The 12,802-nt window shown below is 52.5% G+C and carries 13 protein-coding genes; 6 read left to right on the top strand and 7 right to left on the bottom strand.

The window, feature by feature from the left end:
* Positions 1 to 123: 123 nt before the first annotated feature.
* Together AACQ93_RS16550 and AACQ93_RS16545 are read left to right on the top strand one after the other, a co-directional pair.
* Entirely contained in the window at positions 124 to 1,311 is a 1,188-nt protein-coding gene (locus tag AACQ93_RS16550; protein WP_064606365.1) for a BaiN/RdsA family NAD(P)/FAD-dependent oxidoreductase, read from the top strand.
* 266 nt (positions 1,312 to 1,577) lie between these two features.
* On the top strand, positions 1,578 to 2,117 hold the full coding sequence (locus AACQ93_RS16545) for a DUF3332 domain-containing protein (protein WP_007469589.1): 540 nt from the start codon (positions 1,578 to 1,580) through the stop codon (positions 2,115 to 2,117).
* A 76-nt stretch (positions 2,118 to 2,193) separates the two neighbouring features.
* Here the strand turns inward: AACQ93_RS16545 and AACQ93_RS16540 are convergent, their stop codons facing one another.
* The 4 genes from AACQ93_RS16540 to AACQ93_RS16525 form a co-directional block, all read right to left on the bottom strand.
* Positions 2,194 to 2,874 carry a TetR/AcrR family transcriptional regulator gene (locus AACQ93_RS16540; protein WP_064606358.1) on the bottom strand — a complete coding sequence of 227 codons (681 nt, stop codon included), beginning with the start codon at positions 2,872 to 2,874 and terminating at the stop codon, positions 2,194 to 2,196.
* A gap of 50 nt (positions 2,875 to 2,924) precedes the next feature.
* Entirely contained in the window at positions 2,925 to 4,361 is a 1,437-nt protein-coding gene (locus tag AACQ93_RS16535) for a coniferyl aldehyde dehydrogenase (RefSeq protein WP_064606355.1), read from the bottom strand.
* 85 nt (positions 4,362 to 4,446) lie between these two features.
* On the bottom strand, positions 4,447 to 5,022 hold the full coding sequence (locus tag AACQ93_RS16530) for a tRNA-uridine aminocarboxypropyltransferase (RefSeq protein WP_064606353.1): 576 nt from the start codon (positions 5,020 to 5,022) through the stop codon (positions 4,447 to 4,449).
* 98 nt (positions 5,023 to 5,120) lie between these two features.
* On the bottom strand, positions 5,121 to 6,149 hold the full coding sequence (locus AACQ93_RS16525; protein ID WP_084419192.1) for a hypothetical protein: 1,029 nt from the start codon (positions 6,147 to 6,149) through the stop codon (positions 5,121 to 5,123).
* A gap of 61 nt (positions 6,150 to 6,210) precedes the next feature.
* Between AACQ93_RS16525 and AACQ93_RS16520 the strand changes: the two genes are divergently transcribed.
* Positions 6,211 to 6,669: an EVE domain-containing protein gene (locus AACQ93_RS16520; protein ID WP_064606351.1), complete on the top strand. Its 459-nt coding sequence runs from the start codon at positions 6,211 to 6,213 to the stop codon at positions 6,667 to 6,669.
* Between the two features lie 101 nt (positions 6,670 to 6,770).
* On the opposite strand, the gene AACQ93_RS16515 is transcribed toward AACQ93_RS16520, so the two are convergent.
* Complete coding sequence (locus AACQ93_RS16515; protein WP_084419190.1) at positions 6,771 to 7,571, bottom strand: Cof-type HAD-IIB family hydrolase; 801 nt, start codon at positions 7,569 to 7,571, stop codon at positions 6,771 to 6,773.
* Between the two features lie 100 nt (positions 7,572 to 7,671).
* Positions 7,672 to 8,673, bottom strand: a complete 1,002-nt coding sequence (locus tag AACQ93_RS16510) for an alpha/beta fold hydrolase (protein WP_064606348.1) — start codon at positions 8,671 to 8,673, stop codon at positions 7,672 to 7,674.
* Positions 8,674 to 8,903: 230 nt separating this feature from the next.
* Between AACQ93_RS16510 and rhtB the strand changes: the two genes are divergently transcribed.
* Positions 8,904 to 9,521: a homoserine/homoserine lactone efflux protein gene (rhtB, locus tag AACQ93_RS16505; protein ID WP_007469572.1), complete on the top strand. Its 618-nt coding sequence runs from the start codon at positions 8,904 to 8,906 to the stop codon at positions 9,519 to 9,521.
* A gap of 94 nt (positions 9,522 to 9,615) precedes the next feature.
* Entirely contained in the window at positions 9,616 to 10,863 is a 1,248-nt protein-coding gene (locus AACQ93_RS16500) for an EAL and HDOD domain-containing protein (RefSeq protein WP_064606345.1), read from the top strand.
* Positions 10,864 to 10,930: 67 nt separating this feature from the next.
* Here the strand turns inward: AACQ93_RS16500 and AACQ93_RS16495 are convergent, their stop codons facing one another.
* The gene (locus tag AACQ93_RS16495; RefSeq protein WP_064606343.1) at positions 10,931 to 11,767 is read right to left on the bottom strand and encodes a LysR family transcriptional regulator; all 837 of its coding nucleotides are present in this window, start codon (positions 11,765 to 11,767) and stop codon (positions 10,931 to 10,933) included.
* Between the two features lie 241 nt (positions 11,768 to 12,008).
* Here AACQ93_RS16495 and AACQ93_RS16490 point away from each other — a divergent pair, with 241 nt between their 5' ends.
* Entirely contained in the window at positions 12,009 to 12,731 is a 723-nt protein-coding gene (locus AACQ93_RS16490) for an SDR family oxidoreductase (RefSeq protein WP_007469566.1), read from the top strand.
* Positions 12,732 to 12,802: the final 71 nt, after the last annotated feature.

Below are 12,802 nucleotides of genomic sequence, written 5' to 3'. Positions count from 1 at the left end.
TCGGCGTCCGGGTAGGTAGAATAGCCGGGCTTAGAGGGATGCAGGCCAGTCGGTCCTGGCATCCCTTTTTCATTGCTTAGCAAAAAGCGTTTTGACATACGGTTTAGCAAAAACGGTACAGAGATGGCAGACAAGTTTGATGTGGTAATTATAGGGGCAGGTGCCGCCGGGTTGATGTGTGCGGCAGAAGCCGGCAAGCGGGGGCGCTCGGTGCTGGTGGTTGACCATGGCAAGAAACCGGGGCGTAAAATCCTGATCTCAGGTGGCGGGCGCTGTAATTTCACCAACTACGATGTGGATGCCAATAACTATGTTTGCCGTAACCCGCATTTTGTTAAATCGGCACTGTCCCAGTACACCCAGTGGGATTTCATAGCGATGATTGCCAAACATGATATCGCCTATGAAGAGCGTGAGCATGGCCAGCTGTTTTGTGAGGATTCAGCCAAAGATATCGTTAACATGCTGCTGGCTGAGTGTGACTCGCCGACAGTGGAGCAGCGTTACCGTTGCGATGTTCATGATATCCGCAAGACTGACACCGGTTTCAGCCTGACACTCAATACCGACACCGTGGAGTGTGAATCCCTGGTGGTGGCGACCGGTGGTCTGTCGATGCCTAAGCTGGGTGCGACACCGTTCGGTTATCAGGTTGCCGAGCAATTTGGCTTGAAGATGGTGCCGACCACTGCCGGTCTGGTGCCGTTTACCCTGCATAAGGAAGAGAAAGAGGCATTTGCTGAATTGTCAGGCATTGCCTTCCCTGCGGTAGTGGAAGCAGAAGACGGCACTACATTTAAAGAAAATCTGTTGTTTACCCACCGCGGCCTGTCCGGGCCGGTGATCCTGCAGATTTCTTCGTACTGGACGCCGGGTCAGAAGGTGACGATTGACCTGTTGCCTGATCTGGAACTGGCGGAAACGCTGACGACGATGCGAGAGAAGCACCCGAACCAAAGCCTGAAGAATTCACTGTCCCGTCTGCTGCCTAAACGTCTGATTGAAGTTCTGATTGCCCGTGGTGACATTCAGGACAAGCCGTTGAAGCAGTTCAACCCGAAAGAAATTACCGCTATGGCAACCTATTTCCATCAGTGGCAGATCGCGCCGAACGGCACCGAAGGTTACCGAACCGCGGAAGTGACGTTGGGCGGGGTAGATACGGATGAGCTGTCTTCCAAGACGATGGAAGCGAAGAAAGTACCGGGTCTGTTCTTTGCCGGAGAGGTGATGGACGTCAGCGGCTGGCTGGGTGGTTATAACTTCCAGTGGGCCTGGAGTTCAGGTTATGTTGCTGGTCAGAACGCCTGATAGCTGTTTCGGCATAACTAAAAAAAGCTAAAAAAGTCACAAGCGGCGCCTTAGGCGCCGTTTTTGTATCTGTTGAGTGAATGAGAGTGAGGCGGATTGATACGGTTTTCAGGATGGTGTTTACCGTGCTTTTACTATGAATGAACAGGCTGCGAACATCAGTGAAAATTCAGAAAATTTCATAGAACCCCCTTCTTTTCGGCGTGGTGGAAATCTCTATAATCCGCAGGCTTTTTTACCAATCCCATTCCTGGAGTAAGCCGGATATGAAAACAACCTCTTTGAAAATTGCCGCTGTGGCAGTACTTGTCACTTCGCTGTCTGGCTGTATTGGCCAGATGGGGACTTCTCAGCTAGTGACCAAAGCTAATCTGAGTGCGGTGGATAACCGCTACGGTCGTGCCGGTCTGTTTGTGCTGTTGAGCCCGGTGTATGGCCTGGCGGCGACCGCTGATCTGTTCATCTTCAACACCATTGAATTCTGGACAGGTAAGAACCCGATCACCGGCAAGTCCCCGGCGGTGGCCGATCAGCCGGTTGATGCCATTTTTAAGGTCAACAGTAAGCTGGATAAGTCGATGACAACCGTGCCGCTGGCCAGCGTTAAGAACAGTGACATTGAATCAGCCAGTTTTCGTCAGTTGGATGACAAGACACTTGAAATGACAGTAGCTTATCGTAACGGTGGTACTGCCGTGCTGCGAGGTGAGAAAGCCGGAGAGGTGGTGAACTTCTACCTGGATGGTGAGTTTATTTCTGCGGTTAACCTGGACGAATTGAGCCAGTATGCCGATAACCTGGCGTAAGCCAGTTAGAGCACAGTGTTATTGCTGAAGCGGGAGCAGGTCTCCCGCTTTTGGATATTTATTCTGGGAGAGTGTTTCAGGAGCCGGTTTTATATGTGCTGAACTCTGTGTCTGTTTGCGGAGACAGCCCCTGCCACAGGATTTGGAATGCACCGTCCTGATAGTCTGGTTGTTCGGCCAGCTCCGGTTGTTCGGAAAACAAACCGGCGCAGGTCAGGAAATGGCTGTGGCAGAACGACAGCACCAGCTCCAGCGGTAATGGAGCCAGCAGGTGTTGTTCCTGACCCTGTTTAATTAGATCGACCAGAAAAGCCATGGTTGCCATCATCAGCTCCCGGTGCTGATTGGCGTCAAATTGCGGATCCAGGGGGATTTGCTGTAGGAATTTCAGCTTATCCGGATTGGTTTGAGCCCACTTCAGCGCCTGTTGCCAGTAATCTTGTACCTGCCCGCGGAGGGCTTGAGGGTCGCACTGTTTCAGCTTTTGTTTCTGTTGACGCTCTTGCTTTCGTTTAATGGCTTGTTCCTGAGCATTCAATCCCGGCTGGCGCATCTGCATGGCACCGCTTAGTTCCTGTTTGATGTTACTGTAAAGGGACAGGACCAGCGCCTGCTTACTGGCAAAATGGTGAAATAGGGTACCGGTTGCAACTCCGGCCAGATTGGCGATGCTGGCGGTAGATGTGGACTGGATCCCCTGGTTTACGAACAGCTCCAGAGCACTGTCGAGGATGCGCTGTTTTTTGCTCTTTTCCATCGTGCCTGTCCGGTAAGGTTTTGTGGCCCCGGCTACCGGGGCCGACTGAATCAACGCAGGAACATCGCCAGCATCAGTTTTTGGATCCAGTTGCCGTATGGCGGGGTAACGAGCTTCCCGGTGCTGAACTTACCGCGGCGGAGCACGGTTTTTGCCTTCGAGAAGGTTTCAAACCCTTCCCGGCCATGGTAGTGACCCATGCCGGAATGACCGATACCGCCGAAGGGGGCATCATCAGCGGCAACATGGAACAGGGATTCATTGATACACATCCCGCCGGCATGGGTTGTTTCGGTGACTTTCTTTTGCAGGGCCGGATCCAGGCTCATCAGGTAGAGAGCCAGCGGACGAGGGCGTTGGCGAATATAGTCCATGGCCTGGTCGAGCTGTTTATACGGGACGATCGGAAGTAGTGGCCCGAAGATTTCTTCCTGCATCAGCGTCATATCGGTACTGGTATTTAGAACCAGGTGGGTGATCATCCGGTGCTGGCGGTCATTGCGGGCCTGCTTGTGACAGGGAATGACTTTGGCACCTTTGTTTTCTGCATCGCCGAGCCAGTCAAGCAGCCGCTGGTACTGCCGCTTATTGACGACAGAAGTAAAGTCGGAGCTGGCGACGCCGTCCGGGTACATTGCACTGAACTGTTTCTGGTATTCCGCCACAAAATCATCGACTTTCTTTTCGGGAATCAGCACATAATCCGGAGCGACACAGATCTGCCCGGCATTCATGCTCTTGCCGTAAATTATTCGCTCAACCGCCAGTTCCAGTGGTATATCCGGGGCGATTAGGGTCGGGGTTTTGCCGCCGAGCTCCAGGGTGACTGGCGTCAGGTTGTCGGCGGCGGCATGCATGACATGGCGGCCGACGGTAGTGGAGCCGGTAAACAACAGGTGGTCAAACGGTAGTTTCGTGAAGGCTGCGGCGGTATCGGCTTCACCTTCAAATACCGCGACCTCATCATGGCTGAAGGTCTCGGCCACCAGTTGGCGCAGCACCTGGTTGGTGTTCGGGGTGAATTCACTGAGCTTAATCATTGCCCGGTTACCGGCAGCAATCGCTGAGATCAGCGGTCCGATGCTCAGCATGACCGGGAAGTTCCACGGCACCACAATACCGATCACCCCTAACGGCTGGTAAATGACGTCGACTTTCGCTGGTGCCAACAGGATTCCGGCATGACGGCGTGACGGTTTCATCCACTTTTTCAGGTGCTTGAGGTTGTAGTTAATATTCATGACACAGGGCAGGACATCGGCCATCAGGCTGTCATGATAGCTGCGCTGGCCGTAATCCTGGCTGAGAGCCTCACATAGCGGCTCTTTCATTGCCAGCAGGTTGCGCTTCAGGGTGTTGAGCTTATCACGTCGCTGTTGCATTGAAGGCATAGGCTCAGCCATAAAGCTGTCCCGCTGCTCCTGCAGGGTTTTCTCCATAATGGCACTGTCGAGGCTTTCCGGGGTGAAGTTCTCTGCTGCGGTCATGGCCTTTCTCCTTCGCTGCCAGTGTTCCCGAGGTGGTTTCCTTTTCAACCGACCAGTCAGTCGGTTTTAAGTATAGTCGATAAAATCAGCGTCGGGTGTGGCCGCTCTTATCAGCATGGAAGGTGTCGATGAAAGCATCGAAATAGTGCTGAAGTGCCGCTGCTTGTTGTTGATGCCCGGTCAGCTCAAGCAGGGCTATCCCCGCTTCACAGGTGCACAGGTTGCCTTCCTGCTGGTTGCGCCTGAGCTGGTAGCCGGATTCTTTCGTTGGGGTCAGGCTCAGGCGTGGCAACTGAGCAAGCCATGGACTTTTGCGGACCATTTTCCGCGCTTCCTGCCAGGTGGCATCGAGCAGGATAAAGAGATCCTGTTTACTGCTGGCCTGATAGGGTATCGCCGGGTATTGCTCGTCACTCGGAAATAACAGCCACGGAGAATAGCGCTCACTTTTGAGTTGTGCCAGCAACTCGGCTGGTGGGTTAACCCTATCCCAGGTATAGCGCTGGCAGTCTGGCAGGGTGCGCAGCATCAGTTCGCCGGTGTTGGTGTCTTTACTGAGTTCTTTCGGGTGAGTCAGCAGGACAAAGCGGGCTTCGCAGCTCAGTTGCGGTTCTTCGGCACAGATGCAGTTGTGCTTAAAGCCACAGCGGGGACAGGACATAGTGGATTCTCGTGATTGAACAGATTGCTGCCGGGGAGTGTGACATATCCCCGGCAACAAGAGCAATGCAGTGGCTTATCCCTGTCGGGGATTTGGAATTATTGCTTCTTCAGGCTTAGACCATCGTTGCCCAGGCTGTAGGTCTGGCCGCTGACGGTTTCTTCGCGGGTCGTGAGGCGATCGCCGTCGAGGGTAAACAGTCGCTGGCTGATTAGCCTTCGGCCTTGGTGTTTGGTCATTACTACCTGGACTGTGTTATCGCTGGCCTGTTGCCAGAAGCCGGTTTCATGAGTGCTTGGATCGCCGGACGGGTAATCATAGCGGGTAGTGGCTGAGTGATCCGGGTTGAGGGTGACTGTGGTCGTCAGTGCCGGATTGCCGCTAATGTATGAGGTTCCCTGATAACGGCCGACCCAGTGCCGGGTGATATCGACTGAGCCCAAAGTGGCACAGCCGCGATAGGAATTGCTTTCCCAGCTCAGTTCGGCATGCCAGCCAAACAGGGAATCGCTCATGGTGTCATTGCATTGCTGTTTAGTCAGGTCGAGCTGGAAAGCATCGCCCTGATAATGCTGCAGGCCGGACTGGATTTGCTTTTTACTGATGATCTGTTGCTGGCGCTGGTTATCCGGGCGAAGCAGGCTGGCTTGGTTGCCGCTGATTTCGACTACCCAGCCAGGCTCATGGCCAAAGGCGCGGGTTTGATGGGCCGTTTGAGCACAGCCCTGAGTCATTTCGGCTGAGATCAGGTTGGTTTGCTTGACCTGAAAGCGGGCGTCATAGTCGGCGGCAAAGCCGTCAGCAGGAGCCGGTTCCAGGTAGCCGATAAACTCACCGTACATTGGCTCGTAGCCCGGGCGGGTGATGTCTGCCAGTGCCTGGCGTTCTGTCGGCGGAATAGTGAGCCAGTACTGTTTGGTGCTGCCGCAGGGCTGGATGCTGTAGGATTCATGGCCGAGCACGACACTGCCACGCAGCATAAAGGCCTGAACCTTGTTGCCATTGGCGTCAGCCTGCTGGCTGTCAGCCGGTGTGATATCGACCGGTTCAGAAGTAGACGGGCTGGAGCAGCCGGTCAGTAAGGTCATCAGGGCGATGGCCGGTAGTGCCTGTCGCAGGTGTGTCATTCGGATCTCCCGGTATGTTAGGCTGAGAAGCGGTAAAGTCATGACGATAACGAGAACAATTATGGCCTATTGGTTATTTAAAACAGAGCCGGATACATTTTCGATAGACACCCTTAAGCAGCAAAAAGTTTCCTGTTGGGAAGGGGTACGTAACTATCAGGCCCGAAATATGATGCGGGATGAGATAAAGGTCGGAGATCAGGTGTTTATCTACCATTCATCCTGTAAGGATGTTGGTGTAGTTGGGATCGCGACAGTGGTGCGGGAAGCGTACCCGGATCATTTTCAGTTTGATCCTGAAGGGCCGTATTATGACCCGAAATCAGACCCGGACAATCCGCGCTGGGTGATGGTGGATATTGAATACCAGCGTCACCTGCGGTTGGTTTCCCTTAAGCGGATCAAGGCCAACCCGGCTTTGGATGAGATGCCGTTGGTTAAGCGTGGTAACCGCCTCAGCATCATGTCGGTAACCGAATCCCAGTGGAATGAAATTCTGCAGATGACCGGTCAGTTCTGATCTGGTGACGTTTATAGGTTAACTGAGCTTAATCTGGGAACAGAGCTAATGAGCACAGGCGAGGCCTGTGCTCAGTCTATTTTTATCTGGCTCTTGAGCTGTTACTTCAGCAGGTTGTCAGCTAAGTAGTGCGCGACCGCCTCGTCGTGGCAGGCACCGATCACGCGGTTTTCAGGCAGGGCCAGTTTTACTTTGTCATGAGCTGTGCCCATGATCAGGCCCTTACCGGCCATGCTCAGCATTTCCACATCATTCATTCCGTCACCGAAAGCAATGCAGTCCTGCAGGCTGTAGCCTTTTTCTTTGGCCACAGCTTCCAGGGCATGGCCCTTAGATACTTTGGCATCCATCACTTCCAGGCACCACGGGGTTGAGAAAGCAATATTGGCTTTATCGCCGAAGCCGGCATTGAAGCGGTCCTCCCATTCAACCAGCTTGTCGTGGCTGCGGTCATCACGGGTGAAGAAAATCTTGGCAACGCCGTCCAGCGGCGGGTTGTCGACGTCGAACAGTTGATAAGTAAATTCTTCGTGGAAGTCGCTCAGCGTTGGATCTTCTTTATTAAGCAGCCAGTCATCGTTGCGGTAGATGTGGATTTTCAGTTCAGGATCTGCCTTTGCCATTTCAATAATGCCGCGGATCACTTCCGGCTGAACGTCCTGCTGGTAAATCACATCGCCATTGCTGTTGTGAACCCGGGCACCGTTAGAGGTGATCATGTAAGCCGGGATCCCAAGATGCTCGCGCATACCGGCAACGTCGATATGATGGCGGCCTGTGGCAAAGATGAAATCTTTTCCAGAGTGGTGAAGCTGGTTCAGCACTTGCTTGGTGAAAGGAGCGATCTTGTGGTCGGGGGTCAGTAGGGTACCATCCAGGTCGGAAGCAACAATCTTGTACATGGAAAATCTCGGCATAAGGAACGGAGCCCTTTTCCCTGACGGGAAAAGGGGAAACTGAGCTCAATTTTAAACCAGTTTATGCCGGAGAAAAGAGGTTAATTTAGCTTTCCGGCTTTTCCGCTTTATGAAAGTGGTTGATTGTAGCGGCCAGTACCGGATGGCGGTATTTATCAACTTCGAATAACAGCTCGTGTCGGGCGCCTTCAATGACGGTTAGCTGACAATTGCGGTTGGCCTGCTGCATCGCATCACAGAACTGAAGATGTGCCTGATTATCAATGATGCGGTCGGCACTGCCTTGCAGCAGTAGAACCGGGGCGGTGATTTTGGGTGCTAGATCAATACTGCGTTTGGCGGCGGCGATCCCCTGCCATACCCAGCGGGCACTCGGACCGCCGATTTTTAGTTCCGGTTTTTGTTCATACAGCTCGCGGAACCACTGGTAACGGATTTCGCACTGGCTCAGCGGGTTGTCGTGGAACGGCTTCGGGTAATAAGGCACTTGTCCCGGCGCATAGTCCGGCTGGCGCTGGAGTTGTTCAACCACGCGGGCCAGCGGAGAAGCAATCGGCTTCATCCAGTTGTTGATATTGATCCCGTGCATCGGGGCGCTGAGAACCGCACTGTCGATCAGCGACGGGTATTCGGCCAGGAACAGGCTGGCGATGGTACCGCCCATGGAGTGTCCCAGCATAAAGTGTTGTTGATAGCCTTTTGGCGCGATCACGGTATCGAAAAAGGTCTTCAGGTCGCTGATGTAGTGGTCGAACTCTTCAACATGGCCAAGTTCGCTATCTTCAGCCATCCGGTCAGAAACGCCTTGACCGCGATGGTCGATAGCGAACACATCGTAGCCCTGGCGAACCAGATCATAGAACAGCTCCTGGTATTTCCAGTAACTTTCAATTCTGCCGTTAACCACGATGATAGCTTTGTCATGATTGAAACCAGTCAGGCTGACCCAGCCGACATTGACATGGTCGACCCCTTCGAACATTCCTTCCATGCGGTGTTGCCATAAATCCGCAACAGGACCAGCCATGGTGTCGCTGTACTGGGATTCCTGGGTAAAGTTGAAATAGTGCGGTGGTTGGAATGTCATGGCGTATCTCGGAGTTCTCGAACTGTGATAGATGATTGTGTGCGGTCGGCCGCATAAGCCAATGGCAAAATCTACGTATCAGTATAACTTAAAGTGATCCCTTTCCATATGAGAGCGTTGCTTTAGTGACTGAACTACTGTTAACTTGTAGCCGTTTTGTGTCGCTATGAAGTATGTCAAATACTTTATTCGCACAGTAAATCAGGTTTTCACGGTTTCGGAGAGTAGTTGTGGGTATCGAAGTTTGGCTGGCCTATCTGGCAACGGCAATTGTGTTTAGTCTGGCACCGGGTTCCGGCACGGTGAATTCTATCAGTAATGGCATGATGTACGGCTGGCGTAAATCATTGGCTTCGATTCTGGGACTACAAGTTGGAATGGGTTTCCACATTGTTTTGGTGGGCGTTGGTCTGGGTACCATTGTCGCTAAATCTGCTCTGGCGTTTACCGTGATTAAGTGGGTTGGGGTGGTATACCTGGTATGGCTGGGTATTCAGAAATGGCGCGAGAAAGCCGCGTTGGATCTGGCTTCGATGTCTTCCAGCGTAACAGCCAGTCAGCTGTTTCGCCGGGCCGTGGTTGTTAATCTGACCAACCCTAAGACTATTGTGTTCCTGGTTGCACTGTTCCCGCAGTTTATCAATCCGGCTGAACCTCAGGGTATGCAGCTGGCTGTACTTGGAATTACGACAATTGCAGTCGATGCTACCGTGATGTTGTGTTACGTCACATTAGCATCAAGATTGAGTGGGTATATTCGTTCAGCAAAGATTATGTCAGGTCTTAACCGCTTATTCGGTTCGATGTTTATCGGCTGTGGTGCATTGCTGGCATCTGCTCGGGCCTGATATATGCGGAAAAGGTATGTGGCGGCTGGTATAATCTGGCCTTAATTTCGTATTTTTTCGTTATTTCAATCTATTAAGGATTCACCCGGGCACCATGTACTCTTATGTCGCGCGTCAGCCAATTTTTAACCGCCAACAGCGTACGGTCGGCTATGAGCTGTTGTTTCGTGACGGGGAAAGTAATGCGTTTCCGGTGATTGAAGCCAATAAGGCGACTTGTCGCCTGTTGGTGGAAAATTATATGGCTGTCGGCGATAACCTGGCGACAGCTGGTCAGCGAACCTTTATCAACTTCCCGCAAGAGAGCCTGATCCGCCTTTTACCTATGCTGCTACCTAAGCGCAAGGTGATCATTGAAGTACTTGAGACCTGTACCCCGGATGAAGAGCTGTTTCTGGCGATTAAGCACCTTTATCGTCAAGGCTATGTGATCGCCCTGGACGATTTTGAGATGGCGCCGCAATGGCAGCGTTTCCTGCCTTATATTCACATTATTAAACTGGATCTGATGAAGACGGGGGTTGAGCAGGCCTGTCAGTTTGTCAGGCAGAACCGCACCCGTAAAATTAAATTTCTGGCTGAAAAAGTCGAAACTTATGAGGATTACGCGGCAGCATTAAAGGCCGGCTTCCATTTTTTCCAGGGATACTATTTCAGTAAGCCTGAGCTGTTGAAAAACCGCCAGGTGGAACCGGAAAAGCTGACCACGGTTCGCCTGTTGCAGGAGATCTGTCGCGAGGAAGTGAACTTCACCCGCGTTGAGCAGATCATTGCCAGTGATGTGTCGTTGTCGTATCTGTTGCTGCGTTATGTGAATACCGCCGCGCAGCGGGTGGTTGAGCCGATCAGTTCCTTTAAACAGGCGCTGGTCTACCTTGGTGAAGAGAAAATCAAGATTTTCGTCAGCGCCGTAGCGACGGCCCATGCTGCGATCGACAAACCGAAAGAGTTGTATTCACTATCGCTGCAACGGGCACGGATGTGCGAGATGCTGGCTTCCAGTAGCCGCTTACCCTTTATGAAAGACAAGGCGTTCCTGACCGGCCTGTTTTCTCTGCTGGATGCACTGCTGGATAATTCACTGGAGCAACTGCTGGAGCTGTTGCCGCTGGAGCCGGAAGTACAGGCCGCATTGCTGAAGCGACAAGGTGAGCTGGGGCAGTTTCTGGCATTGCTGGATGCCTATGAGCAGGCCGACTGGGCGAAAGTGAGTGAATACTGTCAGGCCCTGAAGCTGAATGAGGAGCTGGTGGCCAAGAGCTTTCATCATGCTCTGAGCTGGTCGTCTGAGTACTTGCGAGCCTCCGAGCCGCCAGAAGAGTCGGCACCCAAAGAACAGTAATATCGAGTATTAAACAGAAGCGGTGACAGCTTGGGCGGTCACCGCTTTTTTGTTGTCTATAGAAAAATTATGGTTGGTACTGGCTCAGCACTTTAATGGTGGCGGTCAGGGCGGGGTTGAGGGTCTTATTTGACGGGTAGCAGAGTCCCAGGCGGCGGAACATCCGAGGCCCGTCGAGTGGCACAGTAACCAGCTGATTGGCGGTTTCCAGTACTCCGGTCGGCAGGAAAGAGATCCCCAACCCGGCCTGCACCAGGTGCATGACTTGAGTTTTGTGTTCGGCTTTGGCAACCAGGTTCACTGCCAGTCCGTCACAGGCCAGCAGGCCGATAGTTTGCTGGTGGGCTTCACAGGGCGGACACTCAATAAAATCATGCTGATGAAGCTGCTCCGGCAGTACTTTATCCATCTCGGCAAGCGGATGGTCCGGCTGCATGCACAGCACATAGTCCTCATCCCACAGCGGCAGGAAAATTTCGTCTTCGGCCTTGAAGATATCCAGCGTTAGCCGGGCATCGGCGGGTGCGTCATGGTCAACCAGTTCCAGCAATAAATTAGGGATATGCTGTGTCAGTTCGGCCAGTACCCGGGCTATTTGTGACTGGCTCAGATCCGGGAAATTAGCCAGTTTCAGCGGCAGGCATTCGGTACGCTGTTGAAACAGCTCCGGCAGGCGGTTGATATCGCCCAGCAGCCGGATCGCCAGCGGGTAGAGGTAATGGGCCTCATCGGTCAGATCGACCCCTTTTTTGTGCCTGACGAACAGACGGGTGTTGAGCTCCTCTTCCAACTGTTTGATGGCGTTGGAAATAGATGGTTGCGAGACAAAGCAGCGCTCTGCTGCCAGGGTAATGTTTTTTTCTTCATAGACCGCAACGAAAAAGCGCAGCAGGCGTAAATCCATAGGGTGACTCGTGAGTTATCAGACCATCGCAATGGCCACAGGATAGCGGCTAATCAGGCAGAAACCAAAACAGGTTAGGTTGATGTAAGTGGTCTGCTGGTCTTTTTATCCATAGCTAAAACTTATGATAAGCAGAAAAAATCGGTATTTTTCGCCGCCCGGCAAGCCCGATATAGTAGCGCCATCAATTTGGTGCCGGCCGTTGATACTGTTTTCTCTGTCTATTACAAAGGGTTTTACTATGTCTAAGTCTCTGATTGTTATTACTGGTGCAAGTTCGGGTATCGGTGAAGCGACGGCACGCAAGTTGTCAGCGGAAGGTCATCCGTTGTTGTTGTTGGCGCGTCGTGTGGAACGCCTTGAAGCCCTTGATCTGCCAAACACACTTTGCCGTAAAGTGGATGTGACTGATGCCAAGGCTTTCGCTGCTGCGGTTGAAGAGGCTGAAGCTCAGTTCGGTCCGGTTGACTGCTTGATCAACAATGCTGGCATGATGCTGTTGGGACTGGCACATGAGCAGGATCCGGCAGAATGGAAAACTATGTTCGATGTGAACGTGATGGGCCTGTTAAATGGCATTCACGTCGTACTGGCTGCGATGAAAGCCCGTCAGCACGGTACGGTGATTAACATCAGCTCGATTGCGGGCCGTAAGACCTTCCCGAACCATGCGGCATACTGTGGTACTAAGTTTGCAGTTCACGCTATTACGGAAAACATCCGTGAAGAAGTGGCGGATGACAATGTTCGCTTCATTACTATCGCACCGGGTGCGGTGGAAACTGAGCTACTAAGCCATACGACCAGCGATGATATCAAAGCCGGTTACGAAGAGTGGAAAGATGGTATGGGCGGTGTGATTGCCCCAACGGATATTGCCAATGCTATCAGCTTTGCTTACCAGCAGCCGCAGAACCTGTGTATCCGTGAGATTGTTCTGGCAGCAACACGCCAGCAGCCGTAATGACATCAATGTCATTCTTCTGTTAGTTATTCTTAAAAGCCAGAGTAAGTTCAGCAACTTACTCTGGTTGA

This window comes from Photobacterium sp. J15, assembly GCF_963870815.1.
GTDB lineage: Bacteria > Pseudomonadota > Gammaproteobacteria > Enterobacterales > Vibrionaceae > Photobacterium > Photobacterium marinum.
Note: the sequence above shows the minus strand (reverse complement) of the source record. Positions and strands in the feature narration are given on the sequence as shown.

Bases quoted from the DNA above. Each gene is read 5' to 3' on its own strand.
- AACQ93_RS16550 (WP_064606365.1), top strand. From the start codon at position 124: ATGGCAGACAAGTTTGATGTGGTAATTATAGGGGCAGGTGCCGCCGGG.
- AACQ93_RS16545 (WP_007469589.1), top strand. From the start codon at position 1,578: ATGAAAACAACCTCTTTGAAAATTGCCGCTGTGGCAGTACTTGTCACT.
- AACQ93_RS16540 (WP_064606358.1), bottom strand. From the start codon at position 2,874: ATGGAAAAGAGCAAAAAACAGCGCATCCTCGACAGTGCTCTGGAGCTG.
- AACQ93_RS16535 (WP_064606355.1), bottom strand. From the start codon at position 4,361: ATGACCGCAGCAGAGAACTTCACCCCGGAAAGCCTCGACAGTGCCATT.
- AACQ93_RS16530 (WP_064606353.1), bottom strand. From the start codon at position 5,022: ATGTCCTGTCCCCGCTGTGGCTTTAAGCACAACTGCATCTGTGCCGAA.
- AACQ93_RS16525 (WP_084419192.1), bottom strand. From the start codon at position 6,149: ATGACACACCTGCGACAGGCACTACCGGCCATCGCCCTGATGACCTTA.
- AACQ93_RS16520 (WP_064606351.1), top strand. From the start codon at position 6,211: ATGGCCTATTGGTTATTTAAAACAGAGCCGGATACATTTTCGATAGAC.
- AACQ93_RS16515 (WP_084419190.1), bottom strand. From the start codon at position 7,571: ATGTACAAGATTGTTGCTTCCGACCTGGATGGTACCCTACTGACCCCC.
- AACQ93_RS16510 (WP_064606348.1), bottom strand. From the start codon at position 8,673: ATGACATTCCAACCACCGCACTATTTCAACTTTACCCAGGAATCCCAG.
- AACQ93_RS16500 (WP_064606345.1), top strand. From the start codon at position 9,616: ATGTACTCTTATGTCGCGCGTCAGCCAATTTTTAACCGCCAACAGCGT.
- AACQ93_RS16495 (WP_064606343.1), bottom strand. From the start codon at position 11,767: ATGGATTTACGCCTGCTGCGCTTTTTCGTTGCGGTCTATGAAGAAAAA.
- AACQ93_RS16490 (WP_007469566.1), top strand. From the start codon at position 12,009: ATGTCTAAGTCTCTGATTGTTATTACTGGTGCAAGTTCGGGTATCGGT.